A 25,344-nucleotide genomic window follows, 5' to 3' on the forward strand; every position below is an offset into this window, starting at 1 on the left:
GAGCTGTCCGTGAATTCAGGCCGCCGCGGCAGCCGTCAATTGCATGTCGAGATGCTTGCCGTTGTGGCCAGATATCGTCGCTTCGACGATATCGCGCGGACGAAGACCGGGGACAGTGACAAGCGTGAAGTTTTCCGTGTGGGCAAGACCGTTGTTTTCCACCAGCAGCCATTGCCGCGTTCCGACCATCTTGTCCAGATGGCGCCGGTGCAGCATCTGTCCAGTGGCGCGGAGGCGAGCGGCGCGGTCCTTGATCAGCGAACGGTCGAGCTGCGGCATGCGCGCAGCAGGCGTGCCGGGCCGCGGGCTATAGGGGAAGACGTGCAGATGCGCGATGTCAGCCTCTTCCGCCAGCCGCACCGTATTATCGAACATATCCTCGGTCTCCGTCGGAAAACCGGCGATCATGTCCGCGCCAAAACTCATTTCCGGCCGCAGCCTGCGAACGTCCTCGATAAAGCGCAGGGCATCGGCGCGCAGATGCCGGCGTTTCATGCGCTTCAGGATCATGTCGTCGCCATGCTGCAGCGACAGGTGCAGATGCGGCATGAAGCGCGGTTCGTCAGCAATCAGGTCCATGAGATGGAGATCGGCCTCAATACTGTCGATGGAAGACAACCGCAGGCGGCGGATATCCGGTACCTGTTTCAAAAGCGTCTTTGCCAGCAGCCCGAGTGTCGGCTGGCCTGGGAGATCGTCGCCATAACTTGTGGCGTCGACTCCGGTCAGCACGATTTCGCGATAGCCACTTTCGACGAGATTGCGCGCCTGATCGACCACAGCGCCCATGGGCACGGAGCGCGAATTGCCGCGGCCATAAGGAATAATGCAGAAGGTGCAGCGATGGTCGCAGCCATTCTGCACCTGGATGAAAGCGCGTACATGACCATCGATGTGTTTGACCATCTGCGGCGCAGTGTGGCGCACGCTCATGATGTCGTTGACACGCAGCTTCTCTTCTGCCGAAACACCGAAATCAGGAAGCGCGCGGTAGGAAGCTGCCTTCAGCTTCTCCTCATTGCCGAGTACCGCATCGACCTCGGCCATTTCGGCAAAGGTCTGCTTCTCCGTCTGGGCCGCGCAGCCGGTGACGATGATGCGGGCATGCGGATTGTCGCGGCGCGCGCGGCGGATCGCCTGGCGGGCCTGGCGTACGGCCTCGCCGGTCACGGCGCAGGTATTGACCAGAATCGCATTGTTGAGCCCGGCCGCTTCCGCCTGCGATCTCATCACTTCGGATTCATAAGTATTGAGACGGCAGCCGAAGGTGATGACCTCGACGCCGCTCACCGCGCTTCCGCTCCGCGTTCGGCATCGCGCGACCACATACCGGTCGACGGATCGACCAAGCCGGACCATTCCCATTCGGCAGGCCCGGTCATCACGACATGATCATCCTCGCGCCAGTCGATGATGAGCGGTTGACGGATAGGACTTGAAGCGACGTCAATGCTCACCTTCCGGCCCGTGCGGCCGGTGCGTGCGGCGCTGACGGCGGAGGCACAGGCAGCCGAACCGCAGGCAAGCGTCAGGCCCGCACCGCGTTCCCACGTCCGCGTCCGCAGTGCTGAATCCGAGATGACCTGCGCCAGGGTGATATTGGCCTTTTCCGGGAAGATCGGATGGTTTTCGAGCAGTGGCCCGAAACGCTCGAGATCGAAGCTCATCGGATCGCGGTCGACCCAGAAGATAGCATGCGGATTGCCCATAGACATGGCCGAGGGCGAATGCAGCACGGGACTGTCGATTGGTCCGATCTGCAATTCGATACGGCTGGTATCATGAAATTCCTCGGCCAGCGGAATGCGGTCCCATTCGAAGACCGGCCGGCCCATGTCGACGGAAATCGTGCCGTCGTCGTGCTCGACGGCATTCAGGATGCCCGCAACCGTCTGGAAGGTGAAGACCTTCTTGCCGGTTTCGGCGGCAAGCGCCTGCACGACGCAACGCGTACCGTTGCCGCAGGCTTGCGCCTTGGAGCCGTCGGAATTGAGGATGTCGATGAACGCGTCGGTACCCTGCGCCTTCGGGTCGTGGATTGCCATGATCTGGTCGAACTGAGTATCGGAAGCGGCATTGAGCGCAATCGCAGCCTGCGACGTCACCCTGTCGGTCCGCCCGCGCATGTCAACGACCAGGATCTTGTTGCCAAGCCCGTTCATCTTCGCGAATTCGACCGTGTTGCTCATCTGATTATGTCCACTGCGTTTCGCCTGTATATGGCGGAAATGCACAGGGATTACCAGTGGGTGAGCGCCGGACGAGCATCGCCCTCTTCCTCACACGTCAATGCTACGTCCGCGAAATCTGAAGGGATGACGTCCGATCACCCACGGAACCGGGCGCAATTCAGATTTCCCGCAGCGTGCCATCTGAATTGAAGGATGCTGCATGGGCTTCGACAATAGCCGCGGTGATGACCTTTCTCAGCTCATAGACCAGCAAGCGGGACCGTTTACGATCCAGATCCTGTGCTGCCTTCGCCAGATTCAAGCCTTCGTTCAAAACAATAGTATGGGCGCGCGCCAGCGCCCAGTCCTGGATGTCAGGGTTTATCATTCGATATCTCCACCGATTCATTCGGCATCAAGGATATTCACGAATCATTTTACAGAATGCACTTAAGTAGAAAGTAGAATCAGAAGCGGAATATTTTGCAACCGGCCTTTATAGAGAATTCGGCTCTTCGGTTGAAATACTCATCTTTGGGGCGCCAGATATCGGTCATTTATTAGAGATAACATTTTAGTTTATATGAATATATACTTCCTTTGCCACTACAGATTGCACGGCAAAATATGCTCGCGGCCGCCTGTCGTATAACGTCGGAAAAATTCGCCAAGCCGTCCCTAGTCGCATTCGCCTTGACTTTCTCGCAGCTTTCCTGTTTATCGCGCCAAATCTGCGACGAGCATTAGACTCCGAGCCGCCGACCGGGACATGGATACCGGAGGTCAACACCCGACAGCGCGCTGCGCCCTCGGGTGCTTTTTGGCTTTGCGTCTTGTTTTCGTCAAGGAAAAGCACGACGTTCGGGACATCCCAAAACTCCCCGAAACGTAGCAAGGAAGAGCCGATGTTTGAGAACCTCCAGGACCGTCTTGGTTCCATCCTGAATGGACTGACAGGCCGTGGTGCGCTTTCGGAAAGTGATGTTTCCGCAGCGCTGCGCGAGGTTCGCCGTGCGCTTCTGGAAGCCGACGTTTCGCTCGAAGTCGTCCGCTCCTTCACCGACCGCGTACGTGAAAAGGCCGTCGGCGCCGAGATCCTGAAGTCGATCAAGCCCGGCCAGATGGTCGTCAAGATCGTTCATGACGAGCTCATCGAAATGCTCGGTGGCGAAGGCGTTGGCGTCGATCTGCATGCACCCGCACCCGTCGTCATCATGATGGTCGGTCTGCAGGGCTCGGGTAAGACGACGACGACGGCAAAGATTGCCAACCGGCTGACGACGCGCGAGAAGAAGAAGGTGCTGATGGCATCGCTCGACACGCGCCGTCCGGCCGCGCAGGAGCAACTTCGCCAGCTCGGCGCTCAGGCAAACATCGACACGCTGCCTGTTATTGCCGGCCAGTCTCCGACTGATATCGCCGCACGCGCCGTGCAGGCCGCCAAGCTCGGCGGACATGATGTTGTCATTCTCGACACCGCAGGCCGTACCCATATCGACGAGCCCTTGATGGTCGAAATGGCCGATATCAAGAAGAAGTCGAATCCGCACGAAATCCTGCTGGTTGCTGATAGCTTGACGGGTCAGGACGCCGTCAACCTCGCCCGCAGTTTCGATGAGCGCGTCGGCATCACCGGCCTCGTGCTGACCCGCATGGATGGCGATGGCCGCGGCGGTGCGGCCCTTTCCATGCGCGCCGTCACCGGCAAGCCGATCAAGCTGATCGGCGTCGGCGAACGAATGGGCGAGCTGGAGGAGTTTCATCCCCGCCGTATCGCCGACCGCATTCTCGGCATGGGCGACATTATTTCGCTCGTCGAAAAGGCGGCCGAAAACATCGACGCCGAAAAGGCCGCCGCCATGGCCGCCAAGATGGCCAAGGGCAAGTTTGACCTGAACGACCTCGCCGACCAGCTGCGTCAGATGCAGAAGATGGGCGGCATGGGAGGCATCATGGGCATGATGCCTGGCATGGGCGGCATGAAGGACAAGATGGCTGCCGCCGGCCTCGACGACAAGCTGTTCGGCCGCCAGATCGCCATCATCCAGTCGATGACCAAGGCCGAGCGCGCCAATCCCGACCTGCTCAAGCATTCGCGCAAGAAGCGCATCGCCGCCGGCTCCGGCACCGATGCCGCCGCCATCAACAAGCTTCTGAAGATGCACCGCCAGATGGCGGATATGATGAAGATGATGGGCGGCAAGGGCAAAGGCGGCATGATGAAGCAGATGATGGGCGGCCTTGCCGGCAAGATGGGGCTGGGGGGCCTCGGCGGCATGGGCGGCATGCCCGATCTCTCGAATATCGACCCGAAGCAGCTCGAAGCGCTGCAGAAGCAGGCGGAAGCCGCGGGTCTCGGAAAGCCGGGTGGGGGTATGCCCGGTCTAGGCGGAGGCTTGCCGGGCGGATTGCCCGGTCTTGGCGGCGCAAAGCTGCCGGGCCTCGGTGGTGGTTTCCCGGGTCTGCCCGGATTGCCCAAGAAGAAGTGAAAGGATCGCCTGCCCCATGATTGATCCAGACGTCAAAGCCCAGCTCGCCAAGTACCGTCAGTCGATCGACAATATCGATGCGGCGCTTGTGCATGTTCTTGCCGAACGCTTCCGCTGCACCAAAGAGGTCGGCGTGCTGAAGGCAAAATACAATCTGCCGCCGGCTGATCCGGCGCGCGAGGAATACCAGATCGCCCGTCTTCGGCAGCTTGCCGAAGATGCGCATCTGGATCCGGATTTCGCTGAGAAGTTCCTGAACTTCATCATCAAGGAAGTCATCCGGCATCATGAGCAGATCGCTGCGGACCACGCTGAACAGAGCGCCGCAGCCCGATAACCATGCCGCTCAACGAAGCGGTTCAAGAAAAGCCTAAGGAGTAAAGAACATGGCACTGAAAATTCGTCTCGCACGCGGTGGTTCCAAGAAGCGCCCGTACTACCACGTCGTTCTCGCCGATGCCCGCAGCCCGCGCGACGGCCGCTTCCTTGAGAGCCTCGGCTCCTGGAACCCGATGCTCGCCAAGGACGACGAGAAGCGCGTTCAGCTGAACGGCGAACGCATCAAGCACTGGCTCGACCAGGGCGCCCTGCCGACCGACCGTGTACTGCGCTTCCTCGACGAAGCCGGTATCTCCAAGCGCGAAGCCCGCAACAACCCGGAAAAGGCAAAGCCGGGCAAGAGGGCCCAGGAGCGTGCAGCAGAAAAGGCTCAGAAGGCTGCTGACGCTGCCGAAGCCGCTGCTTCTGCTTCCGCCGAATAATCTGTTCCGATCCCACCAGAACGGGCGGCATGGCGACATGCCGCCCGTTTTCGTTTCCATTCCCTTGCACTTCGTTTATGAGAAGCGTGATCTCGGCTTCTGCCTGCGTTCGAATGAAGGAACCCATGACCAAGCTTGAAAATCCGGTGCTGATGGCAACCATTGGCGGCGCGCAGGGGATTCGCGGCGAAGTGCGTGTGAAGGCCTATACGGCCGACCCGACTGCACTCGGCGACTACGGCCACCTGTACAGCATGGACGGACGCAGCTTCGAGGTCCTTGAGCTGCGCGAGATGAAGAATATGGTCGTCGTGCGCTTCCGCGGCGTCAACGACCGCAACGCCGCCGAGGCGCTGAACGGATTGGAACTCTATATCGAGCGTGACAATCTGTCCGACGAGGAGTTGGAGGACGACGAGTTCTTCTACGCCGATCTGGAAGGGCTGGAAGCATTCGACGATCACGGCGTCAGCTACGGGACCGTGACCGGTGTCTTCGATTTCGGCGGCGGCGATCTGCTGGAGCTCAAAGGTCCCGGCAAGCGTCCGGTTCTGATCCCTTTTTCGGAAGCCTCCGTGCTGGAAATCGATCTCGAGGCCGGCAAGCTATTGATCGATCCGCGTGCAGCCGGACTTATCGACGATCCTGACGATCTGAAGGGTCTTGCGTCAGGCAAGCCGAAGAATAAGAAGTAAGCGCCATGGCTTTCCGGGCGACCGTGCTGACACTCTACCCGGAAATGTTTCCGGGCCATCTGGGCTTTTCGCTCGCCGGCAAGGCGGCCGAGCGCGGACAATGGTCGCTCGACACCGTGCAAATTCGCGATTTCGCGACCGACAAGCACCGCACCGTCGATGATACGCCAGCCGGCGGTGGCGCCGGCATGGTGCTGAAGCCTGATGTACTCGCCCGCGCTATCGACAGCGCTTCTGAAAACGACAATCGCCCCCGCCTGTTGATGAGTCCACGCGGCAAGCCCCTCACCCAGGAGCGCGTACGTGAACTTGCTGCCGGCGACGGTGTCCTCATCGTCTGCGGCCGCTTCGAAGGCGTCGACCAGCGTGTGATCGAGGCGCGAGAACTCGAAGAAGTCTCGATCGGCGATTATGTTCTGTCCGGTGGCGAGCCGGCGGCGCTGATCCTGCTCGATGCGATCGTACGCATTCTGCCGGGCGTGATGGGCAATGATCTCTCGGGCCTGCATGAAAGCTTCGAGGGCGGACTGCTGGAGCATCCGCACTACACCCGTCCGCAGGAATGGGAAGGCCGCGAGATTCCCGCAATCCTGATATCGGGCAATCACGGCGCCATCGAGAAATGGCGACACGAACAGGCGATTGCACTGACGAAGGAACGGCGGCCGGACCTGATTACGGCGCAAAAACCCGAAAAAGCCGGCTGATTCCACAAATTTGCCGTCCAAGGGATGACACGCGGAAGTCTTTCGTGTAATGGCGCACGCGGAAATGGGGTTTATCCCCGTCTGCCAGCAAACAAAGAATGGCGAATCCGCTCCCGCCCGCAAGGGCAAACTCCGGAGGCATCGACCGAAGGACAGTGTGAGCGCTCTGGCTGTTTCAGAAGAACCAAAGGTTAAGACGATGAACATCATTCAGCAGCTTGAGGCCGAACAGGCCGCCAAGATCGAAGCCAAGCGCACGCTTCCGGAATTCTCCCCGGGCGACACCCTCCGCGTCAACGTGAAGGTTACGGAAGGCACCCGTACCCGCGTTCAGGCCTACGAAGGCGTCTGCATCGCCCGCTCCGGCGGCGGCCTGCAGGAAAACTTCACGGTCCGCAAGATCTCTTACGGCGAAGGCGTCGAGCGCGTATTCCCGGTTTACTCGCCGATGATCGAAAGTGTCGACGTCGTTCGCCGCGGTAAGGTCCGTCGCGCCAAGCTCTACTATCTGCGCGACCGTCGCGGTAAGTCTGCACGTATCGTTGAAGACACCGGCGTCCGCGCCCGCAAGCTCAACGATGCCGAACGCGCTGCCGTTGCCGAGGAAAAGGCACGTATCGAAGCTGAAAAGATCGCAGCAGCTCAGGCTCTCGCCGCCGAAAAGGCAGCAGCAGAAGCCGCTGAAGCAAAGGCCGCCGCTGAAGCTGCCGAAGCCAAGGCTGCCGCAGAAGCCGCAGCCGCTGCTGAAGGTTCGGCTGAATAAGCAGCTCGCGAAAGCGAAAATCATTGCAAGGAAAAGGCGGTCTTTGGGCCGCCTTTTCTTTTTTGCATCTACGGGCAGCGGTTGCAGCCTTGCCATGGCGGCATCTTCCATGACAATTCTCGGGTCAAATAATGGGGAGCCACACCATGTTCTTTCGCCGCACAGTTCTCGCCGGCCTGACGGCCGCAATGCTTTCGCCGCTCACAGCCTTCGCAGCCAGCCTGCCTGATCTCGGCGGCAAGACCGTCGTCGTTGTGACGGAAAACGCATATCCGCCGCTGCAGTTCGTCGACCCCAAGTCCGGCAAGGCGATCGGCTGGGAATATGATGCGATGAACGAGATCGCCAAGCGGCTGAACGCCAAGGTCGAATACCAGAACACCAGCTGGGACGCGATGATCCAGGCCGTGTCCGATGGGCAATACAACATCGGCATGACCGGCATCACCATCAAGGACGACCGGAAGCAGAAGGTCGATTTCTCCGATCCCTACATGCGCTCGCAGCAGTTCATGCTGGTACGTGGGGACGAGAAGCGCTTCACCGATGCCAAAAGCTTCGGCGCCTTCAACGATGGCCTCATCGGCGCCCAGCCCGGCACTTCGCCCTTCTATACTGCCGTCTATGAAATTCTCGATGGCAACGAGCAGAACCCGCGCATCAAGCTCTTCGAAACCTTCGGCGCGACCGTGCAGGCGCTGAAGACGGGTGACGTCGATCTCGTCCTGACCGACAGCGTCGCTGCCAAGGGTTATGTCGATTCCTCGAACGGTGGGCTGAAGGTCGTCGGCGAACCGCTCGGCACCGAGGATTTCGGCTTCATCTTCCCGAAGGGTTCCGATCTCGTCGCGCCCGTCAATGCCGCTATCGCCGCGCTGAAATCGGACGGCACCTTCGATGCGCTGAACAAGAAGTGGTTCCTCGACTACAAGATGGGCGAATAAGCCCCGAGAAATCGCAGATGGCGCTCCCACCATCCTCGCGACACGAGAAGGACGACCGTCCCTGGTGGCTGGTCGTCCTCGTCCTGATCGGCATGGCGCTTGCCGCCGTCATCGTCACCAACGACATCTACACGCAGGTGTTCCGGACCGTCGTGAATGGAGCCGGCGTCACGATCTTTGTCACACTCGTCGCCTTCGTGCTGGCGACGGCGCTTGGTCTCGGCATCGCGCTGCTGGGCCTGTCGGACAGCATCGTGCTGCGTCAGGTAGCCCGCTTCTACATCGAAATCATCAGAGGCATCCCGATTCTGGTGCTGCTCTTCTACATCGCCTTCGTCGGCGCGCCGGGCGTTGTTGCAGCCTATAATTTCCTGATCACTCCGCTGGTAAGTGCCGGTCTTCTGGAACCCATCCTCGTGCGCGATCTGTCGTTGATGTGGCGGGCGATCATTGCGCTCATGATCGGCTATTCTTCCTTTATCGCCGAGATCTTCCGGGCAGGCTTCCAGTCCGTCGATATCGGCCAGATCGAAGCCGCCAAGTCGCTTGGCCTGTCGCGCTACCGCCGTTTCCGCCTCGTTGTCTTCCCGCAGGCGATAAGAGTGATCTTCCCTCCGCTCTCCAATGACTTCGTCTCCATGGTGAAGGACAGCTCCCTGGTCTCCGTCCTCGGCGTCGCCGACATCACGCAGATGGGTAAGGTCTACGCCTCCGGCTCCTTCCGCTTCTTCGAAACCTATTCGATCGTCACCTACATCTATCTGATCCTGACGATCGGCCTGTCGCTCTTCCTGCGGCGGATCGAGAAGAAGAAACAGATGCCGCGGCACTGAGCGGGCGCATGATTCGAATTGCCGTTTCGGTCAAAAATAGCTATATCCACCCTATGGAATCCAAATTTAGATGCATCGGTGCGCATATTTTCGTGCTGCAGGACCATTACCGCCTGCCGGCACGCTTCTATGCGTCCGTTTCCGGTGCGCTCAACAGCCGACTTCGTTGATCGAATGACGGTCCGCGGAGTCTGTCCGCGACATCCTTAAATTCCATGCTCCAGCCAAAACGGACTATAGCCATGAGCGCACCGCGTACCCTTTACGACAAGATCTGGGCCGACCATCTGGTCGACGAACAGGAAGACGGCACCTGTCTTCTCTACATCGACCGTCACCTGGTCCATGAAGTCACCTCGCCGCAGGCCTTCGAAGGCCTGCGCATGACCCACCGCAAGGTTCGCGCGCCTGAAAAGACGCTCGCCGTCGTCGACCACAACGTTCCGACTTCGCCCGACCGCCATCTCGGCATCAAGAACGAGGAAAGCCGCATCCAGGTCGAAGCGCTGGCCACCAATGCCGCCGAATTCGGCGTCGAGTATTATTCGGCAGGCGACAAGCGTCAGGGCATCGTTCACATCGTCGGTCCGGAACAGGGCTTCACCCTGCCCGGCATGACGATTGTCTGCGGCGACAGCCACACCTCCACGCACGGCGCCTTCGGCGCGCTGGCGCATGGGATCGGCACCTCCGAGGTCGAACATGTCCTGGCGACCCAGACGCTGATCCAGAAGAAGGCGAAGAACATGCTGGTGCGTGTCGACGGCCTGCTTCCGCCGCATGTCACTGCCAAGGACATCATCCTCGCTATCATCGGCGAGATCGGCACGGCCGGCGGCACTGGTCATGTCATCGAATTTGCGGGCGAAGCTATCCGCGCGCTGTCGATGGAAGGCCGCATGACGATCTGCAACATGACGATCGAAGGCGGCGCCCGCGCCGGCCTGATCGCCCCTGACGAAAAGACCTTCGAATACATAAAGGGCAAGCCGCGTGCGCCAAAGGGCGAGGCGCTGGAACAGGCGATTGCCTACTGGAAGACGCTGCAGACCGATGAAGGCGCGCATTACGACCGCGTCGTCGTGCTTGATGCCGCCAACCTGCCGCCGATCGTCTCCTGGGGTTCCTCGCCCGAAGACGTGATTTCCGTGCAGGGTATCGTACCGAACCCTGACGATATCCAGGACGAAACGAAGCGCACCTCCAAGTGGCGTGCGTTGGACTATATGGGCCTGAAGCCGGGCACGCCGATGACCGACATCAACATCGACCGCGTCTTCATCGGCTCCTGCACCAATGGCCGCATCGAAGACCTGCGTGCTGTCGCCAAGGTCGTCGAGGGCAAGACCGTTGCCTCGACCGTCAACGCCATGATCGTTCCGGGCTCCGGCCTCGTGAAGGAACAGGCGGAGCAGGAAGGCCTCGACAAGATCTTCAAGGCTGCCGGCTTCGACTGGCGCGAGCCGGGCTGCTCCATGTGCCTCGCCATGAACGACGACCGCCTGAAGCCGGGCGAGCGCTGCGCCTCGACGTCGAACCGCAACTTCGAAGGCCGTCAGGGCTTCAAGGGCCGCACGCATCTCGTCTCGCCGGCCATGGCCGCCGCAGCCGCGATTGCCGGCCACTTCGTCGATATCCGCGAGTGGAACTGATCGCTCTTGCACATCTGACATGAAAAACGCCCGGTGCACCCGCACCGGGCGTTTTATTTCAATGGCATAGCAATGACGCTCTTTTGATCGAATTTCACCCTTTCGGATAATCGACTTGGCCCGCCGCTTGTGTGTGTGATTGAATCTGCGCTCCCGGGATGAGCGTTTGAGTTGATATCGCTGGGGAGATTGATCAATGGGAAAGAGATTATTGGCAGTCCTGCCGATTGCCCTCGCCGCCTTTGCCTCAATGGCGCCGGTTGGTCCTGGCATCGCTGCTCCACTCTACGCAGAACCGCCCGCTATTGCCGGCATCGTGCATCTCGCGCAGGCAGGGCAAAGATACATGAACGGCTATCCCGGCTATAAAACGCAGCGTACGGGATATCGGCGGGCATCGGATGGATACTGGTATCCACCTCAGGCATTCCGCGGAAATAGGGATTACACCGGTTCGATCCAGTCGCAGCCTCGCTTGCGGAACACCTGCAGCTACGGATTCACACCGACCAACGGCTCGCAATATTGCAATTATTAGACTGCGTTCGAGACGGCGGCTGTCGACGTGACAGCCGCAGCTTTGTTTTACAGCGTTTAGAAGGTCGCGGTGTAGGGGTCCGGCCCCATGCGGGCGCCTGCATTGTCAAGCTTGGCGATAGCAGCCATGTCGTCACCGTCGAGCTTGAAATCGAATACCTTGAAGTTCTCCTCGATGCGCGACGGCGTCACCGATTTCGGGATGACGACGAGGCCGGTATTGATGTGCCAGCGGATGATGACTTGAGCGGGCGTCTTGCCATGTTTGGCCGCGATCTGACCGATGGCCGGATTGGAGATGAAGCGACCCTGACCGAGCGGGCTCCAGGATTCGGTAGCAATATTGAGCTTCTTGTGCGCTTCCTGCGCCGCCTTCTGCTGGAAGTCGGGATGCAGCTCGATCTGGTTGATGACGGGAACCACGCCGGTATCGCCGATGATGTGATCGAGATGGTCAGGATAGAAGTTCGATACGCCGATGGAGCGCACGCGGCCTTCCTCCCTCAGGCGCACGAAAGCCTTCCAGGTTTCGCGGTAGAGCCCGCGATGCGGCGATGGCCAGTGGATGAGATAGAGATCGATATACTCGCTGCCGAGCTTTTTCAGGCTGACCTCGAAGGCACGCAGCGCATTGTCATAACCCTGGTCGGTATTGCGCAGCTTCGTGGTAAGGAAGATATCCTTGCGGTCGACACCTGCCGACCGGATGCCTTCCCCGACGCCCTCTTCATTGTCATAGCCGGAAGCGGTGTCGATATGGCGATAACCGGCGGCAAGTGCGGTGCGCACGGTCGGAGCCGCGATATCCTGCGGGGTCTGCCAGACGCCGAGACCGACCTGGGGAATGGAATGTCCGTCATGGAAAGTGATGATGGGCTGAGTGGTCACAATATATCTCCGTAAGTTTGAAGATTGGCCAAGACTGAATTCGATGGGCACGAATTGGATAAGGGCATGATTTGAACCCGCGCGGCGGGTTTCCCTGGACGCATTGCAGCCTGCGCGTCCGGTCGAAAATCCATATAGGACAGAGAGACCGCAATACAATCAGACAACGCGAAGGATCGTTCCCTTTCTGAGGTAGGGCAGGATGCGGCGCATGTCGCGAGCACTGATCGCAACACAGCCGGCGGTCGGCTCATATCCCGGCCGGATGAGATGGAAGAAAATCGCCGAGCCGCGGTTGCGCGCCCGTGACGTTACGTTCCAGTCGAGCACCAGGCAGATATCATAGAGTCCGTCCTTCCGCTTCATCTCCTCGTGGCTTGACTTGAACGGTGCCTTAACCGGCCGGTTGTAGTTCGCATTGTCCGGCTGATCGCACCACAGCATGCCGGTGCGGATGCGCTTGATGGGCAGCGCCGAGGCAAGATGACCGTTTCGCTCGCCGCGCCGGAAGCCGTAGAGAAGCCGCATGCTGCCGATCGGCGTTGCTCCGTCGCCTTCCCGTTTTGTCACGGTGCGGCCGCTAAGGCCGATCGCGGCTGGCAATACAAGTGGGCCAAAACGGACGATGGCCCTGCTTGTTTTGCCCGGTGCCGCCCGCACAACGAGCGTTGAGGGCCTGTCGCTTCGCTCTCGCCTTGTTTTTTCCATCTTTCTCGCATGTTGTTGAATTGCCTTGGGCTTCGATTGAAATCATATCAGGCCCCGAGCGGCAACCGCAGACCAGCAATCCTTGCCAAATGCGGAATTTGGCGTAGGAGTATCTGACAGAACGCAAGGACGCACCCGCATGACCGCACGCACCATTCTTCTGGTGGATGACGACGACGACCTTCGCCAGACGCTGACGGAGCAATTGTCGTTGTATGAGGAATTCACGGTTTTGCAGGAAGCGACCGCGGGCAAGGGGGTCCAGGCCGCCCGCTCCAACCCGGTCGATCTGCTGATCATGGACGTCGGTCTGCCTGATATGGACGGCCGCGAGGCGGTGAAACTGCTACGCAAGGGCGGCTTCAAGGCGCCGATCATCATGCTGACCGGCCACGACACGGATTCCGACACGATCCTCGGCCTTGAGGCCGGCGCCAACGACTACGTCACCAAGCCCTTCCGTTTCGCCGTGTTGCTTGCCCGCATCCGTGTGCAGCTTCGCCAGCACGAGCAGAGCGAGGACGCCACCTTCACGGTCGGCCCCTATCTCTTCAAGCCGAGCCAGAAGCTGCTGACGACCGACAACGGCCAAAAGATCAGGCTCACGGAGAAGGAAGCGGCGATCATCCGCTATCTCTACCGAGCCGAACAGAAGGTCGTCACCCGCGACGTACTGCTGGAAGAAGTCTGGGGTTACAATTCCGGCGTCACGACCCATACGCTGGAAACCCACGTCTACCGCCTGCGCCAGAAGATCGAGCGTGATCCGTCCAACGCCGAGATCCTCGTGACGGAGAACGGCGGCTACAAGATCATCCCGTAGAATGTCTCTTTCCGACGATATTCATCTGCTTTCGCAGCTTCCGCTCTTCAAGGACATGAACGACGACCAGCTGCGGCTGATCGCCTTCGGCGCCGACCGACGCGTGATCGCTGCCGGGCAGATGCTGTTTCGTCAGGGCTCGCCCGCCGAAAGCGCCTATGTGATCACCAGTGGCAGCCTGGAACTCAGCGTGACAGGCTCCGACGGCATGGGCCGGACCGAAGCCATCGCCGGCCCCGGAGCGCTGATCTCGGAACTGGCGCTGATCACGCTGGTGGAGCGCAAGTTCACGGCAATCGCACGCGAGGATACCGGCATCATCCGCATCACCCGGGCGCTGTTCCATCGTCTGATCGAGGAATATCCGTCGGCGGCGCGCATTATGGAAAACCGTATCCGCGACAGCATCGCCGATCTTGCTGCTCAGGCCGCAAGCCAGTTTAGCCGCTTCAGCTGAGCTTTCTTAGAGATTGAGATGCACAGTCACCGGCACATGGTCGGACGGCCGATCCCAGCCGCGCGCTTCCTTCAGCACCTCGATGCACTGCAGATGCGGACCTAGATCTGGCGAGGACCAGATATGGTCGAGACGTCGGCCTTTGTCGGCGGCTTCCCAATCCTTCGCGCGGTAGCTCCACCACGTGTAAAGCTTCTCGTTGGCAGGCACATGCTGGCGCATGAGATCGTGCCAGCCGCCACGCTTCATCACCTCGAGCAGCCCATCGGTTTCGACGGGCGTGTGGCTGACGATCTTCAAAAGCTGTTTGTGAGACCAGACATCGTGTTCCAGCGGTGCAATATTGAGATCACCGACGAGAATGGCTGACGTGTTCGGCTCGGCGCTCGCCTTGAGGTTCTTCATCTCCTCTATGAAATCGAGCTTATGGCCGAATTTCGGATTGATCGTACGATCCGGCTCGTCGCCGCCAGCAGGAACATAAAAATTGTGCAGGCGGATACGCCGGTTGCCGCGCTCGAAGACCGCCGAAATATGGCGCGCATCGCCGACATTGCAGTAATCCTGCCGGTGATCCTCAGTCAGCGGCACACGGGAGGCAATGGCAACGCCATGATAGCCCTTCTGGCCGTGGATGATGATGTGCTCGTAGCCCATGGCGCGCAGCGGCGCGAGCGGGAAGAGATCGTTCGTAACCTTGGTTTCCTGCAGGCAGAGGATATCGGGCCTGTGCTTCAGCACGAGCTGCTCGACGATCGGCATGCGAAGGCGCACCGAATTGATATTCCAGGTGGTGATTGAGAAGCTCATGCCATGCCCTTTCAGATCCCTCTGAAAAGGCTTTAGAGCAAAGGCAGTAGCGAGAAAACCGGTCGCAGACAAAACCGGCCGGCGATCAACTGAAAAGCGTCACAGCATCAGGCTTAGAAGAGGTAGAGCGCTCTGTGCGTCCGAATGGAGAATGGACGCACAGCGCTTTAGTCGCGGTTTGCCGAAGTGCCCTTGATATCCTCATAGGGCACGCGGAAGACGCGATCCTCGAAGGCCATACCGGTCTTGACGTTGAAGATCATCACGGACGTATCCTTGCCCTGATTGTCTGTGATCGTCCATTGACGCAGGTCATAGGTTTTCGGGTCAAACATCATGGTGATGGTCGAGTTGCCGAACACCGTATTGTTGCCGAGCGAAATCGTCGTCAGATCCGACTCTTCCTTTACGCCCTTCACCATGCCGGCGGAGAGATCGATATGGGGAGCAAGCAGCAGGCTGAGTGGCGTCTTGGAGAGCGGATAAAGATCCCAGGTCTTCAGTTTCACATTGCCGATGGCAACGTTTCTCCCGTCGGCGATGACGCGCATGGGCGACGGATCGTCATAGTTGAAACGCAGCTTGCCCGGGCGCTGGATAAAGAACTTGCCGCCCGTCTGTTCGCCGCGCGGGCCAAATTGCACGAATTCGCCCTGCATGGTGGCGACAGCGGAGAAATGATCGGCAATGGCCTGTGCCGTGACGCTGTTGGCGGCAGGGGCTGCCGCCTGGGCGAAAGCGGGAAACGGAACGGCGCTTGCAACGGCGGCAGCGGCAAAGACGCCAAGGACCTCGCGGCGGGTTACCGGCAGGCCGGAAAAGATGGATGCGGAGTTGGTCATTTGAACCTCCTGTATGCAATCTGAATGCCGCCGAAAGGCGGCGTCTTCAAGGCGCCGCGATTGCCCGGTGAAAGGTAACGAATTACGTGCCCCAGGGTTTCCACCGGATGGGTTGCGCCGTCAAATTTTCCGTCGTCAGCGGTCGAGGATATCTCCGTCGGTCGGCACGAGGATCTCGCGTTTGCCGGCATGGTTGGCAGGGCCGATGATGCCCTCCTGCTCCATGCGTTCAACAAGCGAGGCAGCGCGGTTGTAGCCGATGCCCAGCCTGCGCTGGACATAGGAAGTGGATGCCTTGCCGTCCCGCAGGACGATGGCGACCGCCTGATCGTAGGGATCTTCTGAATCGGCAAGATTTGCCGTGCCGGCTGGACCGCCGCCATACTCGCCATCCTCGTCGTCATCGGCAGTGATGGCATCGAGATATTGCGGCGAACCCTGCGTCTTCAGGTAGGAGACGATTTCTTCGACCTCGACGTCTGACACGAACGGGCCGTGGACGCGCTGGATGCGGCCGCCACCTGCCATATAGAGCATGTCGCCCATGCCGAGCAGCTGTTCTGCACCCTGCTCGCCAAGGATCGTACGGCTGTCGATCTTCGAGGTCACCTGGAAGGAGATACGGGTCGGGAAGTTTGCCTTGATCGTGCCCGTGATGACATCGACCGACGGACGCTGCGTTGCCATGATGACGTGGATACCTGCGGCGCGCGCCATCTGCGCAAGGCGCTGCACGGCGCCTTCGATATCCTTGCCGGCGACCATCATCAGGTCGGCCATTTCGTCGATGATGACGACGATATAGGGCATCGGCTGCAGGTCGAATTCCTCTGTCTCGTAGACCGCTTCGCCCGTCTGCCGGTCGAAGCCGGTCTGCACGGTGCGCGAGATCGTGTCGCCCTTGGCAAGCGCCTGCTCGACGCGCGTGTTGAAGCCATCGATGTTGCGCACGCCGATCTTCGACATCTTCTTGTAGCGCTCTTCCATCTCGCGGACGGTCCACTTGAGCGCCACGACAGCCTTCTTCGGATCGGTCACGACAGGCGAGAGCAAGTGCGGAATGCCGTCATAGACGGAGAGTTCCAGCATCTTCGGGTCGATCATGATCAGTCGGCATTGCTCCGGCGTCATGCGGTAGAGCAGAGACAAGATCATAGTATTGATGGCAACGGATTTACCGGAACCGGTGGTACCGGCCACCAGCAGATGCGGCATCTTCGCGAGATCGGCGATGACGGCTTCGCCGCCGATCGTCTTGCCGAGCGCCATTGCGAGCTTCGCCTTGGAGCCTTCGAAGTCGCGTGACCCGATCAGCTCGCGCAGATAAACGGTTTCGCGCGTTTGGTTCGGCAGTTCGATACCGATTGCGTTACGGCCCGGCACGACGGCGACACGAGCGGCGATCGCGCTCATCGAGCGGGCGATATCGTCGGCAAGGCCGATGACACGGGACGACTTGATGCCGGGAGCCGGCTCCAACTCGTAGAGGGTGACAACCGGGCCCGGCCGGACGTGGATGATCTCGCCCTTGACGCCAAAATCCTCCAGCACGCCTTCCAGCATGCGGGCATTCTGCTCCAAGGCATCGGCCGAGAGCGTGGAATCGCGCACCACATTCTTGGGTTCCGCGAGCAGATGCATGGACGGAAGCTGAAAACCTTCTGGCCGGATGAACGAACCCTGCGCCTCGCGTTCGACGCGGGCGCCGGGCTTCGGACGGGCCGAGGCGGGAATAACGCGCGGTTCGGGTTTACCGGCCGACTTTGCCGGCGCGCGAATCGTCCAATCATCGTCGTCGTCCGGCAGGATATCGGCCGGACGCGGCGGCATATCGGTGTCGAACGGCGGATCGTCGTCCTCATCGTCATCGTCGTTGAGAGAGACGGAGGGAGCCGAGACGACCCGGCGGCCAGATGCGGCGCGCGGGTCCATGGAGGGATCCATCCGTTCGCCCCGCGCTGCGGGCTTGGCGCGCACCGGCTCGTTCAGCGTACCGAATTCGTCGTCGTTGAAATCATAGGGCGATTCGAAATCGCTCTGGCGGCGCTTACGCGGTCCCATACCGAAAAGCCTTCGGAAACGCGCCTGGTTCATGTACCAGGCATGCGTCATGGCGCCGCTAAAGGCCATCCAGCGGGATCCGTCATCGTCCTCGTCCTCATCGCCGACGACACGCACCTTGCTGCGGGTATCGACATACTCCTCTTCTTCGTCCTCCTCATCGAGCTCGGTGCGACCGACGATGCCGGCAGCAAAGAGCATCATCCACGCGGTCGGAACGGCGAAGATACAGCCGACGGCGGTGGCGAAGACACCTGTCGGATAAGCGCCGACGAAGAGTGCAGGAAAACGCAGGATCATGTCGCCGATAACGCCGCCGATGCCGTTCGGGATCGGCCAGGTGAGCGGAGGCGGGAAACAGCCGATGACGGCGGAGGAAAACACTGTGCCGGCAAGCCAGGCTCCGGCGCGCGCCGGAATGCGGCTGATGCGGCGGCCGGAAATCAGCGCCAGCGCCCAGGCAACGATCGGCAGCATCCCAACGACGCTTGCCAACCCCAGGAATTGCATGGCGACGTCGGCAAAGGCAGCACCACTAGAACCGAGCACATTGGTCGGCAGGTTGCCGGTAGCGTAGGAATAGCTGGGATCGGTGACGTTCCAGGTCGCAAGTGCTGCAACCGCGAGCGCTAAGAGCAGGAAGATCGCAAAGCCGATGAGAGCCTGGATCTGCCGCAGCATGAATGCCGAGAAGGAGAACCGGTCAGGACGGCCATCCATTGCCGGCGACGTGCTTCTTGCCATGTTCTAACCCGTCCAATGCCTGAGGGCACGCGAATCGCCAATACTTCGCCGCGCCAAATGCGTCCGCTCCACCTAATCAGAGCGGGGTTAAAGCGATGTTAACCATGCATATGGCGGATCGCTAAAAAGAAAAAAGCCCGAACCTTGGAAGGTCCGGGCCAAGAGCGGCTTATTGTTGGATAGGCCGCGACGGGCTGTTCAGCGGCGCCCTTGTGCCGGGCGCCGCAAACCCTGTGATCAGGAGTGGTAAGCGGCTTCGCCGTGCGTTGCGAGGTCGAGACCTTCGCGCTCGGCTTCGACCGGAACGCGCAGGCCGATGACGACGTCGACGATCTTGTAGAGGATCGCCGAGCCGATGCCCGACCAGGCGATCGTGATCAGTACGCCCTTGAGCTGATTGAAGACCTGTGCACCCGTGCCCAGATAAGTGGCTGCGAAGTCGGGCGTCGAATAGTCGACGATACCAGCGCCGCCGAGAGCCGGGTTGACGAGAATGCCGGTGCCGATGGCGCCAAAGATACCGCCAATGCAATGGACGCCGAAGACATCGAGCGAGTCGTCATAGTTGAACTTGTTCTTCACGACGTCGACGAAGAAGTAGCAGACCGGTGAGACGAGGAGACCGAGAACGATCGAGCCCATCGGCCCGGCGAAACCGGCAGCCGGGGTAACGCCAACGAGACCGGCAACGGCACCCGAAGCGGCACCGAGCATGGAAGCCTTGCCGCGGGTGAAGCTTTCAACGATGCACCAGGAAACAGCGGCAGCAGCCGTTGCGACGAAGGTGTTGATCATTGCGAGCGATGCATAGCCGTTGGCTTCGAGGTTGGAGCCGGCGTTGAAGCCGAACCAGCCGACCCAGAGAAGCGAGGCACCGACCATCGTCAGGGTCATGGAGTGCGGAGCCATGATTTCCTTCTTATAGCCCGTGCGCTTGCCGAGCATGATGGCGCCGATCAGGCCGGCGACACCGGCATTGATGTGAACGACCGTACCGCCTGCGAAGTCGATCGCGCCGAGGGAGAAGATGAGACCGGACGGGCCGCTATAGGCGCTCGGGCCGCCCCAGAACCAGACCATGTGCGCCATCGGGAAGTAGACGAAGGTGACCCAAAGGACGACGAAGAGCATGACGGCCGAGAACTTGATACGCTCGGCAAAGGCGCCGACGATCAGGGCCGGCGTGATGCAGGCGAAGGTCATCTGGAAGCAGATGTAGGTGAGTTCCGGAATGGCCACGCCCTTGGAGAAGGTCTCGACGAGCGAAGACGGCGTCACACCGGCAAGGAAAGCCTTGGAGAAGCCGCCGACGAAGCTGTTCAGCGAGCCGCCATCCGTGAAGGCGAGCGAATAGCCGTAGGTGACCCAGATGATCATGACGACGGCCGTGATCATGAAGACCTGCATGAGAACCGACAGCATGTTCTTGGCGCGGACGAGGCCGCCGTAGAACAGCGCCAGGCCCGGGATGGTCATCAGGAGAACGAGCACCGTGGAAATGAGCATCCAGGTGTTGTCGCCCTTATCCATCGTCATGGCTGGAGCGGCGGCTGCAGCATCGGCAGCTGCCGGGGCGGCTTCCTGCGCGAAGGCAACGACCGGCGCCAGCAGAGCGGCGGAAAGCGCGCCAAGTCGCGTCAGGTTAGAGGAAAACTTCGAAATTGACATGGGAAATAGCTCCTTGATCTGCCGTTCTTTTTACAGCGCTTCTGAATCGGTTTCGCCCGTACGGATGCGCACGGCATGGTCGATCGAGTAGACGAAGATTTTGCCGTCGCCGATCTGGCCGGTCTTGGCAGATGCTGCGATGGCCTCTACCGCCTTGTCGACGATTTCGGATGCGACCGCGATTTCGATCTTGAGCTTCGGCAGGAAGCTGACTGCATATTCAGTACCGCGATAGATTTCAGTGTGTCCCTTCTGACGACCGTAGCCCTTCACTTCGGTTACGGTCAGGCCCTGAATACCGATCGCCGTGAGGGCCTCGCGGACCTCATCGAGCTTGAACGGCTTGATAATGGCCATCACAATTTTCATCTGGTTTCCCATCCTTCGTTATCCCTCGGCGCGGAGCCGACTCTCCTTGCCGCTGACTGTTTCTTCAACAGCGACCGGCGATAGACATTCAAAGGACGTGCCAGATTCGTGACAGTCTATAAGTTATTGAAATATAAAGATTATAATTGAGAACGCCAATAAACAGGCAGATGATGGGCCAATAAGCGCACAAATAATGCGCAAATTTATAAAGATGCCTACTATTTATTCATTTGCCTTTTTCCGAATCAGGCCCTCCTGCGCCACCGAGGCGATCAGGACACCGGATCGCGTAAACAGGCTGCCACGGGTCAATCCTCGGGCGCCTGAGGCCGATGGACTGTCCTGCGTGTAGAGCAGCCAGTCGTCGAGCTTGTCCGGCCTGTGAAACCACATCGCGTGGTCAAGGCTTGCGACCTGTAAATTCTGATCGAAGATGGACGTTCCATGGGCATGCAGCGATGCATCGAGCAGCGTCATGTCTGAGAGATAGGCAAGTACGGCAGCCTGATAAAGCCGGCTGTCCGGCACGGGACCAGTGGCGCGAACCCAGACATCCTGACGCGGCTCGAGCTTCTCGGGGGTGAAATAATGCTTGAGCGAGATCGGCCTGATTTCAATCGGCCTTTCGCGCTCCCAATATTTGCGCACTGCCGCCGGCGCATGGGCGAGATACTGTTCCTTGATCTGCTGTTCGCCGAGCAGCGTTTCCGGCATCGGCACTGATGGCATGGGGATCTGGTGATCGAAGCCCGCCTCTTCCACCTGGAACGAGGCCGACAGCGCAAAGATCGCCTTGCCGTGCTGGATCGCGACGGCCCGGCGCGTATTGAAGCTCGATCCGTCGCGGATACGCTCGACCTGATAGATGATCGGCACGGAGGGATCGCCAGGACGCATGAAATAGGCATGCAGAGAGTGAATGAAACGTTCATCATCGACGGTCCGGTGAGCCGCCATCAGCGCCTGCGCGATCACCTGTCCGCCGAACACCCGCTGCCAGCCGACCTGCGGGCTGCGGCCTCGGAAGATATCGACCTCGATCGGCTCGATATCGAGCGTCGAAATCAACGTTTCCATAGCGGTGGGTTTGTCCGTTTGCTCCGTCATTTTGTTCGGCTCCCGGCGGTAGGAAGTGGCAGTGTGATGATCTATATAGATCGCATCTGATCGTAGAAAGTAACAGGAGCGGATGATGCTGGATTTGCTGGTTGTGGGCGGAGGTTATGTCGGCCTGTCCGTGGCAGTGGCGGTCAAGCAGGCTGCACCTCACCTTGACGTCGCCGTCGTCGAAGCCGCACCCGAACATGTCTGGCAGAAAGACATGCGCGCCTCCGCCATCATCGCCGCTGCAACGAAGATGCTTGAGGTCTTCGGCATCTGKGCCGAGATCGAGCCGGAGGCCCAGCCGATCACCAAGATGATCGTCACCGACTCCAAGATGTCCGATCCCGTCCGTCCGATTTTCCTGACCTTCGACGGCGAAGTGGCCGAGGGCCGGCCGTTTGCCCACATGATCCCCAATGTCGTCATGGTCGGCGCGCTGCGCGGCGTCTGCGAACGACTCGGCATCGAGATCCGCCACGGCCTCAGCGCCACGGGCCTGACGACCGGTGATACCAATATCGAGGTCAGCCTGTCCGACGGCAGCACGCTGCAATCGCGCCTGCTGGTTGCCTGCGACGGCGTGCGCTCCAGGCTGCGCGACTTTGCCGGCATCAAGACCGTCACCTGGGATTATGGTCAGTCCGGCATCGTCACAACCGTCGAGCATGAGCGCCCGCACAATGGCTGCGCCGAAGAGCACTTCCTGCCCTCCGGCCCCTTCGCCATCCTGCCGCTACGCAACAATCGGTCATCGCTGGTCTGGACCGAGCGGACGAACGATGCCAACAGGCTCGTTGCCGCCGACGATCTGGTTTTCGAGGAGGAACTGGAGCGCCGCTTCGGCCACAAGCTCGGCACTCTCAAGGTCGTCGGCGACAAGCGCGCCTTTCCGCTTGGCCTGACACTCGCACGCTCCTTCGTCGCACCGCGCTTCGCGCTTGCCGGCGATGCCGCACACGGCATCCATCCGATTTCCGGCCAGGGTCTCAATCTCGGTTTCAAGGATGTGGCGGCACTTGCCGAAACCATCGTGGAAGCTGATCGCCTCGGCCTGGATATCGGCGCCATCAACATTCTCGAGCGCTACCAGAGCTGGCGCCGTTTCGACACCTTCCGCATGGGCGTCACGACCGATGTGCTGAACCGGCTCTTTTCCAACGATATGGCGCCGATCCGCATCGCCCGCGACTTCGGCCTCGGCATCGTCGATCGCCTGCCCGGTCTGAAGTCCTTCTTCATCGGCCAGGCTGCGGGAACGACAGCCAAGGACAATCCGCGACTGCTCTCAGGCGAAACGATTTGAAATGAGAGCAATTCCAGCAAAGGGTGCAGCGGTTTTGGAATTGCATAAAAACAAAGAAATTCTCTAGAAATCAGTCCTCGAGCGTGCGCGCTTCCGAAACCAGCATGATCGGAATGCCGTCCCTGATCGGATAGGCAAGCCGCGCCTTTTCCGAAACCAGCTCATTATGCTCGCGGTCATAGGAAAGCCGCCCTTTGGTGAGCGGGCAGACGAGAAGTTCGAGAAGTTTGGGATCGACCCGGCTCAGCTTTTCGTCCACGGCGCCTCTACTGCAACACGGTGTCGGAATCGCCGAAAACGCGAGCGAGCACGATTTCGGTAATGGCGATCAGGGTTTCCGCCCTGGTCTTCAGGTCGGGCGCCTCAAGGAGCGCCTGCTTTTCGGCCGGGCCGAAGGGCGACATCATGGCGAGCGAATTGACGAGGGTAAGGTTGCTGGCGCGCTCCACGCTCTCCCAGTCCGCCTCCAGCTTGTTGGCGTCGAGATAGGCCTTGAAGGCCGTCAGCAGCGCATTGCGGTCGACGGCATCCTCCTCGTTTTCGGCCGAAAGGTCTGATATGAACGGCGCGATACGGAAAGTGCGGAACGGCTGGCCGTGCGATCGCTCCCCCAGCAGCCGGAAACGGCACACGCCTGTCAGCGAGACGATATAACGCCCATCACCGGTTTCGGCATAGGAGGTGATCCGGCCAAGGCAGCCGACAGCTGCAAGTTCCGGCGCATGCGCCTTGTCCTCATGTTCGCCGTGCGCCGGCTGCACCATGCCAATCAGACGGTTTCCGGTGAGCGCAGCATCGAACATCGCAAGATAACGCGGTTCGAAGATATTGAGAGGCAACTGCCCGGCAGGCAGGAGAAGCGCACCTGTCAGGGGGAAAACAGCAATTTCGTCCGGTAGATCGCCGGGCTTCAGGTATCTGGCATTGCCCACTTGCATGAAGACTGGTCCCGCACTCTTGCGACGGGCGCGTCTAACGCGTCCGCCCTGACGAGAAATGTGGTGCCCTTGTCTGAAAACGCAAGGGCGGAGGTGCAAACTCAGGAAAACAGGATCGAGGAAAGCTTGCGGCGGGCCGAAACCGTCGCCGGATCCTTGAAACCCCAGACCTCGAAGAACTGCAGGAGCTGGCGGCGGGCACCGTCATCATCGAAGGTGCGGTCCTTGCGCATGATGGTGAGCAGATGCTCGGCTGCCTCATCGCGCTTGCCTTCGACATTGAGGATCTTGGCAAGCTTCAGGCGCGCTTCATGATGATCGGGGTTCAGAGCCAACTCGCGTTCCAGGGCGATCGGATCGCCGAGCTTGCGGGCTTCTTCGATTTGGTCGAGCTTCTTCAGAACCGCCTGGATGCCGGTATCCTTGGCAAGCTCTTCCGGCAGCTCGCTCAGCATCTGGCGGGCCTCACCATGCTGACCGGCCGCAATCAAGCACTCGGCCACGCCGGCAAGCGCCTTGGTGTTTTCCGGATCGGCCTGCATGACGGCACCATAAAGCTGTCCCGCTTCATTGATGTTCCCGGCAGCAAGCAACTCGCCAGCTTCGGTGAGAACCCCCTCGATCTCAGCAGCCTGATCGGCGCCTGCAGGACCTGCAAGGCGATCGATGAACTGGCGGACCTGGCTTTCCGGCACCGCACCCATGAAGCCGTCGGCCGGGCGGCCGTTGACAAAGGCGATGACGGCGGGAATGGACTGGATGCCGAGCTGGCCGGCGATCGACGGATGATCGTCGATATTCATCTTGACCAGCTTGACGCGGCCCTGCCCCTCGTTGACGACCTTTTCGAGCACCGGCGTCAGTTGCTTGCACGGACCGCACCAGGGCGCCCAGAAATCGACCAGCACCGGCTGGTTGCGCGATTCCTCCAGAACGTCCTTGGTGAAATTCGCTGTCGTCGTGTCCTTGATATGGCCGCCCTCCACCGCAGGCTGCGGTGTCGTGCCGAAACTTGCCGTTGCCGACATCTGGTTGCCGAAGGAGCCGTTATAGGGATTGTCGCTGCCGCTCATA

Annotated in this window: 27 protein-coding genes; 13 read left to right on the forward strand and 14 right to left on the reverse strand. The window is 60.1% G+C overall.

The window, feature by feature from the left end; all coding sequences use genetic code 11:
* Positions 1 to 15 precede the first annotated feature (15 nt).
* The 3 genes from mtaB to AC1DUP_RS19415 all read right to left on the reverse strand — a co-directional run bounded on the left by mtaB (position 16) and on the right by AC1DUP_RS19415 (position 2,580).
* On the reverse strand, positions 16 to 1,290 hold the full coding sequence (gene mtaB, locus AC1DUP_RS19405) for a tRNA (N(6)-L-threonylcarbamoyladenosine(37)-C(2))-methylthiotransferase MtaB (RefSeq protein WP_477833847.1): 1,275 nt from the start codon (positions 1,288 to 1,290) through the stop codon (positions 16 to 18).
* Positions 1,287 to 2,189 carry a diaminopimelate epimerase gene (dapF, locus tag AC1DUP_RS19410; protein WP_115036125.1) on the reverse strand — a complete coding sequence of 301 codons (903 nt, stop codon included), beginning with the start codon at positions 2,187 to 2,189 and terminating at the stop codon, positions 1,287 to 1,289. The genes mtaB and dapF overlap by 4 nt, the downstream gene beginning before the upstream one ends.
* 160 nt (positions 2,190 to 2,349) lie before the next feature.
* Positions 2,350 to 2,580, reverse strand: a complete 231-nt coding sequence (locus AC1DUP_RS19415) for a hypothetical protein (protein ID WP_477833849.1) — start codon at positions 2,578 to 2,580, stop codon at positions 2,350 to 2,352.
* Between the two features lie 496 nt (positions 2,581 to 3,076).
* Here AC1DUP_RS19415 and ffh point away from each other — a divergent pair, with 496 nt between their 5' ends.
* From ffh to AC1DUP_RS19465, 10 genes are all read left to right on the forward strand, one after another.
* Positions 3,077 to 4,660 (forward strand): signal recognition particle protein, encoded by a 1,584-nt coding sequence (gene ffh, locus AC1DUP_RS19420; RefSeq protein WP_477833851.1) that lies wholly within the window; start codon positions 3,077 to 3,079, stop codon positions 4,658 to 4,660.
* A gap of 16 nt (positions 4,661 to 4,676) precedes the next feature.
* On the forward strand, positions 4,677 to 4,997 hold the full coding sequence (locus AC1DUP_RS19425) for a chorismate mutase (RefSeq protein ID WP_113299603.1): 321 nt from the start codon (positions 4,677 to 4,679) through the stop codon (positions 4,995 to 4,997).
* 49 nt (positions 4,998 to 5,046) lie between these two features.
* Positions 5,047 to 5,421 carry a 30S ribosomal protein S16 gene (gene rpsP / locus AC1DUP_RS19430; protein ID WP_113299602.1) on the forward strand — a complete coding sequence of 125 codons (375 nt, stop codon included), beginning with the start codon at positions 5,047 to 5,049 and terminating at the stop codon, positions 5,419 to 5,421.
* Between the two features lie 125 nt (positions 5,422 to 5,546).
* Entirely contained in the window at positions 5,547 to 6,116 is a 570-nt protein-coding gene (gene rimM / locus AC1DUP_RS19435) for a ribosome maturation factor RimM (protein ID WP_477833854.1), read from the forward strand.
* Positions 6,117 to 6,121: 5 nt separating this feature from the next.
* On the forward strand, positions 6,122 to 6,823 hold the full coding sequence (trmD, locus tag AC1DUP_RS19440; RefSeq protein ID WP_477833856.1) for a tRNA (guanosine(37)-N1)-methyltransferase TrmD: 702 nt from the start codon (positions 6,122 to 6,124) through the stop codon (positions 6,821 to 6,823).
* Between the two features lie 199 nt (positions 6,824 to 7,022).
* Positions 7,023 to 7,586 (forward strand): 50S ribosomal protein L19, encoded by a 564-nt coding sequence (gene rplS / locus AC1DUP_RS19445; protein ID WP_113299660.1) that lies wholly within the window; start codon positions 7,023 to 7,025, stop codon positions 7,584 to 7,586.
* Positions 7,587 to 7,732: 146 nt separating this feature from the next.
* Positions 7,733 to 8,530 (forward strand): transporter substrate-binding domain-containing protein, encoded by a 798-nt coding sequence (locus AC1DUP_RS19450; RefSeq protein WP_113299600.1) that lies wholly within the window; start codon positions 7,733 to 7,735, stop codon positions 8,528 to 8,530.
* Positions 8,531 to 8,547: 17 nt separating this feature from the next.
* Entirely contained in the window at positions 8,548 to 9,363 is an 816-nt protein-coding gene (locus AC1DUP_RS19455; protein WP_477833859.1) for an amino acid ABC transporter permease, read from the forward strand.
* A gap of 242 nt (positions 9,364 to 9,605) precedes the next feature.
* Positions 9,606 to 11,015 carry a 3-isopropylmalate dehydratase large subunit gene (leuC, locus tag AC1DUP_RS19460; RefSeq protein ID WP_477833861.1) on the forward strand — a complete coding sequence of 470 codons (1,410 nt, stop codon included), beginning with the start codon at positions 9,606 to 9,608 and terminating at the stop codon, positions 11,013 to 11,015.
* A 196-nt stretch (positions 11,016 to 11,211) separates the two neighbouring features.
* The gene (locus AC1DUP_RS19465; protein WP_162805071.1) at positions 11,212 to 11,553 is read left to right on the forward strand and encodes a cell surface protein; all 342 of its coding nucleotides are present in this window, start codon (positions 11,212 to 11,214) and stop codon (positions 11,551 to 11,553) included.
* Positions 11,554 to 11,609: 56 nt separating this feature from the next.
* On the opposite strand, the gene AC1DUP_RS19470 is transcribed toward AC1DUP_RS19465, so the two are convergent.
* Positions 11,610 to 12,440, reverse strand: a complete 831-nt coding sequence (locus AC1DUP_RS19470; protein ID WP_477833863.1) for an aldo/keto reductase — start codon at positions 12,438 to 12,440, stop codon at positions 11,610 to 11,612.
* A 159-nt stretch (positions 12,441 to 12,599) separates the two neighbouring features.
* Positions 12,600 to 13,148, reverse strand: a complete 549-nt coding sequence (locus tag AC1DUP_RS19475) for a L,D-transpeptidase family protein (protein ID WP_477833865.1) — start codon at positions 13,146 to 13,148, stop codon at positions 12,600 to 12,602.
* A 139-nt stretch (positions 13,149 to 13,287) separates the two neighbouring features.
* Here AC1DUP_RS19475 and AC1DUP_RS19480 point away from each other — a divergent pair, with 139 nt between their 5' ends.
* Positions 13,288 to 13,971, forward strand: a complete 684-nt coding sequence (locus tag AC1DUP_RS19480) for a response regulator transcription factor (RefSeq protein ID WP_112564470.1) — start codon at positions 13,288 to 13,290, stop codon at positions 13,969 to 13,971.
* 1 nt (position 13,972) lies between these two features.
* The gene (locus tag AC1DUP_RS19485) at positions 13,973 to 14,428 is read left to right on the forward strand and encodes a cyclic nucleotide-binding domain-containing protein (protein ID WP_113299594.1); all 456 of its coding nucleotides are present in this window, start codon (positions 13,973 to 13,975) and stop codon (positions 14,426 to 14,428) included.
* Positions 14,429 to 14,434: 6 nt separating this feature from the next.
* Here AC1DUP_RS19485 and AC1DUP_RS19490 read toward each other — a convergent pair whose 3' ends face one another.
* The 6 genes from AC1DUP_RS19490 to tesB all read right to left on the reverse strand — a co-directional run bounded on the left by AC1DUP_RS19490 (position 14,435) and on the right by tesB (position 22,032).
* Positions 14,435 to 15,238, reverse strand: a complete 804-nt coding sequence (locus AC1DUP_RS19490) for an exodeoxyribonuclease III (protein WP_477833868.1) — start codon at positions 15,236 to 15,238, stop codon at positions 14,435 to 14,437.
* 167 nt (positions 15,239 to 15,405) lie between these two features.
* A complete protein-coding gene (locus AC1DUP_RS19495; RefSeq protein WP_113299592.1) occupies positions 15,406 to 16,080 on the reverse strand; it encodes an outer membrane lipoprotein carrier protein LolA in 675 nt (224 codons plus the stop codon).
* 135 nt (positions 16,081 to 16,215) lie between these two features.
* Entirely contained in the window at positions 16,216 to 18,885 is a 2,670-nt protein-coding gene (locus AC1DUP_RS19500) for a DNA translocase FtsK (protein ID WP_113308688.1), read from the reverse strand.
* 237 nt (positions 18,886 to 19,122) lie between these two features.
* Positions 19,123 to 20,553: an ammonium transporter gene (locus tag AC1DUP_RS19505; RefSeq protein ID WP_477833871.1), complete on the reverse strand. Its 1,431-nt coding sequence runs from the start codon at positions 20,551 to 20,553 to the stop codon at positions 19,123 to 19,125.
* A gap of 30 nt (positions 20,554 to 20,583) precedes the next feature.
* Positions 20,584 to 20,934, reverse strand: a complete 351-nt coding sequence (locus tag AC1DUP_RS19510) for a P-II family nitrogen regulator (protein WP_007814595.1) — start codon at positions 20,932 to 20,934, stop codon at positions 20,584 to 20,586.
* Positions 20,935 to 21,147: 213 nt separating this feature from the next.
* Entirely contained in the window at positions 21,148 to 22,032 is an 885-nt protein-coding gene (gene tesB / locus AC1DUP_RS19515; RefSeq protein ID WP_477833873.1) for an acyl-CoA thioesterase II, read from the reverse strand.
* An 85-nt stretch (positions 22,033 to 22,117) separates the two neighbouring features.
* On the opposite strand from tesB, the gene AC1DUP_RS19520 reads away from it, so the two are divergent.
* On the forward strand, positions 22,118 to 23,332 hold the full coding sequence (locus tag AC1DUP_RS19520; RefSeq protein WP_477833875.1) for a ubiquinone biosynthesis hydroxylase: 1,215 nt from the start codon (positions 22,118 to 22,120) through the stop codon (positions 23,330 to 23,332).
* 70 nt (positions 23,333 to 23,402) lie between these two features.
* Here the strand turns inward: AC1DUP_RS19520 and AC1DUP_RS19525 are convergent, their stop codons facing one another.
* The 3 genes from AC1DUP_RS19525 to trxA form a co-directional block, all read right to left on the reverse strand.
* The gene (locus tag AC1DUP_RS19525; protein WP_007814601.1) at positions 23,403 to 23,591 is read right to left on the reverse strand and encodes a Trm112 family protein; all 189 of its coding nucleotides are present in this window, start codon (positions 23,589 to 23,591) and stop codon (positions 23,403 to 23,405) included.
* 7 nt (positions 23,592 to 23,598) lie between these two features.
* Positions 23,599 to 24,270 (reverse strand): LON peptidase substrate-binding domain-containing protein, encoded by a 672-nt coding sequence (locus AC1DUP_RS19530; RefSeq protein WP_113299587.1) that lies wholly within the window; start codon positions 24,268 to 24,270, stop codon positions 23,599 to 23,601.
* Positions 24,271 to 24,371: 101 nt separating this feature from the next.
* Positions 24,372 to 25,343 carry a thioredoxin gene (trxA, locus tag AC1DUP_RS19535; RefSeq protein WP_113299586.1) on the reverse strand — a complete coding sequence of 324 codons (972 nt, stop codon included), beginning with the start codon at positions 25,341 to 25,343 and terminating at the stop codon, positions 24,372 to 24,374.
* Position 25,344: the final 1 nt, after the last annotated feature.

It is taken from the genome of Rhizobium sp. 01L419 (assembly GCF_056400025.1).

Coding starts and splice junctions, on each gene's coding strand:
- AC1DUP_RS19475 (WP_477833865.1), bottom strand. CDS start 13,148: ATGGAAAAAACAAGGCGAGAGCGAAGCGACAGGCCCTCAACGCTCGTT.
- rimM (WP_477833854.1), top strand. CDS start 5,547: ATGACCAAGCTTGAAAATCCGGTGCTGATGGCAACCATTGGCGGCGCG.
- AC1DUP_RS19500 (WP_113308688.1), bottom strand. CDS start 18,885: ATGGCAAGAAGCACGTCGCCGGCAATGGATGGCCGTCCTGACCGGTTC.
- AC1DUP_RS19425 (WP_113299603.1), top strand. CDS start 4,677: ATGATTGATCCAGACGTCAAAGCCCAGCTCGCCAAGTACCGTCAGTCG.
- AC1DUP_RS19530 (WP_113299587.1), bottom strand. CDS start 24,270: ATGCAAGTGGGCAATGCCAGATACCTGAAGCCCGGCGATCTACCGGAC.
- leuC (WP_477833861.1), top strand. CDS start 9,606: ATGAGCGCACCGCGTACCCTTTACGACAAGATCTGGGCCGACCATCTG.
- ffh (WP_477833851.1), top strand. CDS start 3,077: ATGTTTGAGAACCTCCAGGACCGTCTTGGTTCCATCCTGAATGGACTG.
- AC1DUP_RS19510 (WP_007814595.1), bottom strand. CDS start 20,934: ATGGGAAACCAGATGAAAATTGTGATGGCCATTATCAAGCCGTTCAAG.
- dapF (WP_115036125.1), bottom strand. CDS start 2,189: ATGAGCAACACGGTCGAATTCGCGAAGATGAACGGGCTTGGCAACAAG.
- AC1DUP_RS19480 (WP_112564470.1), top strand. CDS start 13,288: ATGACCGCACGCACCATTCTTCTGGTGGATGACGACGACGACCTTCGC.
- AC1DUP_RS19485 (WP_113299594.1), top strand. CDS start 13,973: ATGTCTCTTTCCGACGATATTCATCTGCTTTCGCAGCTTCCGCTCTTC.
- trxA (WP_113299586.1), bottom strand. CDS start 25,343: ATGAGCGGCAGCGACAATCCCTATAACGGCTCCTTCGGCAACCAGATG.
- AC1DUP_RS19490 (WP_477833868.1), bottom strand. CDS start 15,238: ATGAGCTTCTCAATCACCACCTGGAATATCAATTCGGTGCGCCTTCGC.
- AC1DUP_RS19455 (WP_477833859.1), top strand. CDS start 8,548: ATGGCGCTCCCACCATCCTCGCGACACGAGAAGGACGACCGTCCCTGG.
- trmD (WP_477833856.1), top strand. CDS start 6,122: ATGGCTTTCCGGGCGACCGTGCTGACACTCTACCCGGAAATGTTTCCG.
- rplS (WP_113299660.1), top strand. CDS start 7,023: ATGAACATCATTCAGCAGCTTGAGGCCGAACAGGCCGCCAAGATCGAA.
- AC1DUP_RS19505 (WP_477833871.1), bottom strand. CDS start 20,553: ATGTCAATTTCGAAGTTTTCCTCTAACCTGACGCGACTTGGCGCGCTT.
- AC1DUP_RS19415 (WP_477833849.1), bottom strand. CDS start 2,580: ATGAATCGGTGGAGATATCGAATGATAAACCCTGACATCCAGGACTGG.
- AC1DUP_RS19495 (WP_113299592.1), bottom strand. CDS start 16,080: ATGACCAACTCCGCATCCATCTTTTCCGGCCTGCCGGTAACCCGCCGC.
- tesB (WP_477833873.1), bottom strand. CDS start 22,032: ATGACGGAGCAAACGGACAAACCCACCGCTATGGAAACGTTGATTTCG.
- AC1DUP_RS19465 (WP_162805071.1), top strand. CDS start 11,212: ATGGGAAAGAGATTATTGGCAGTCCTGCCGATTGCCCTCGCCGCCTTT.
- AC1DUP_RS19450 (WP_113299600.1), top strand. CDS start 7,733: ATGTTCTTTCGCCGCACAGTTCTCGCCGGCCTGACGGCCGCAATGCTT.
- rpsP (WP_113299602.1), top strand. CDS start 5,047: ATGGCACTGAAAATTCGTCTCGCACGCGGTGGTTCCAAGAAGCGCCCG.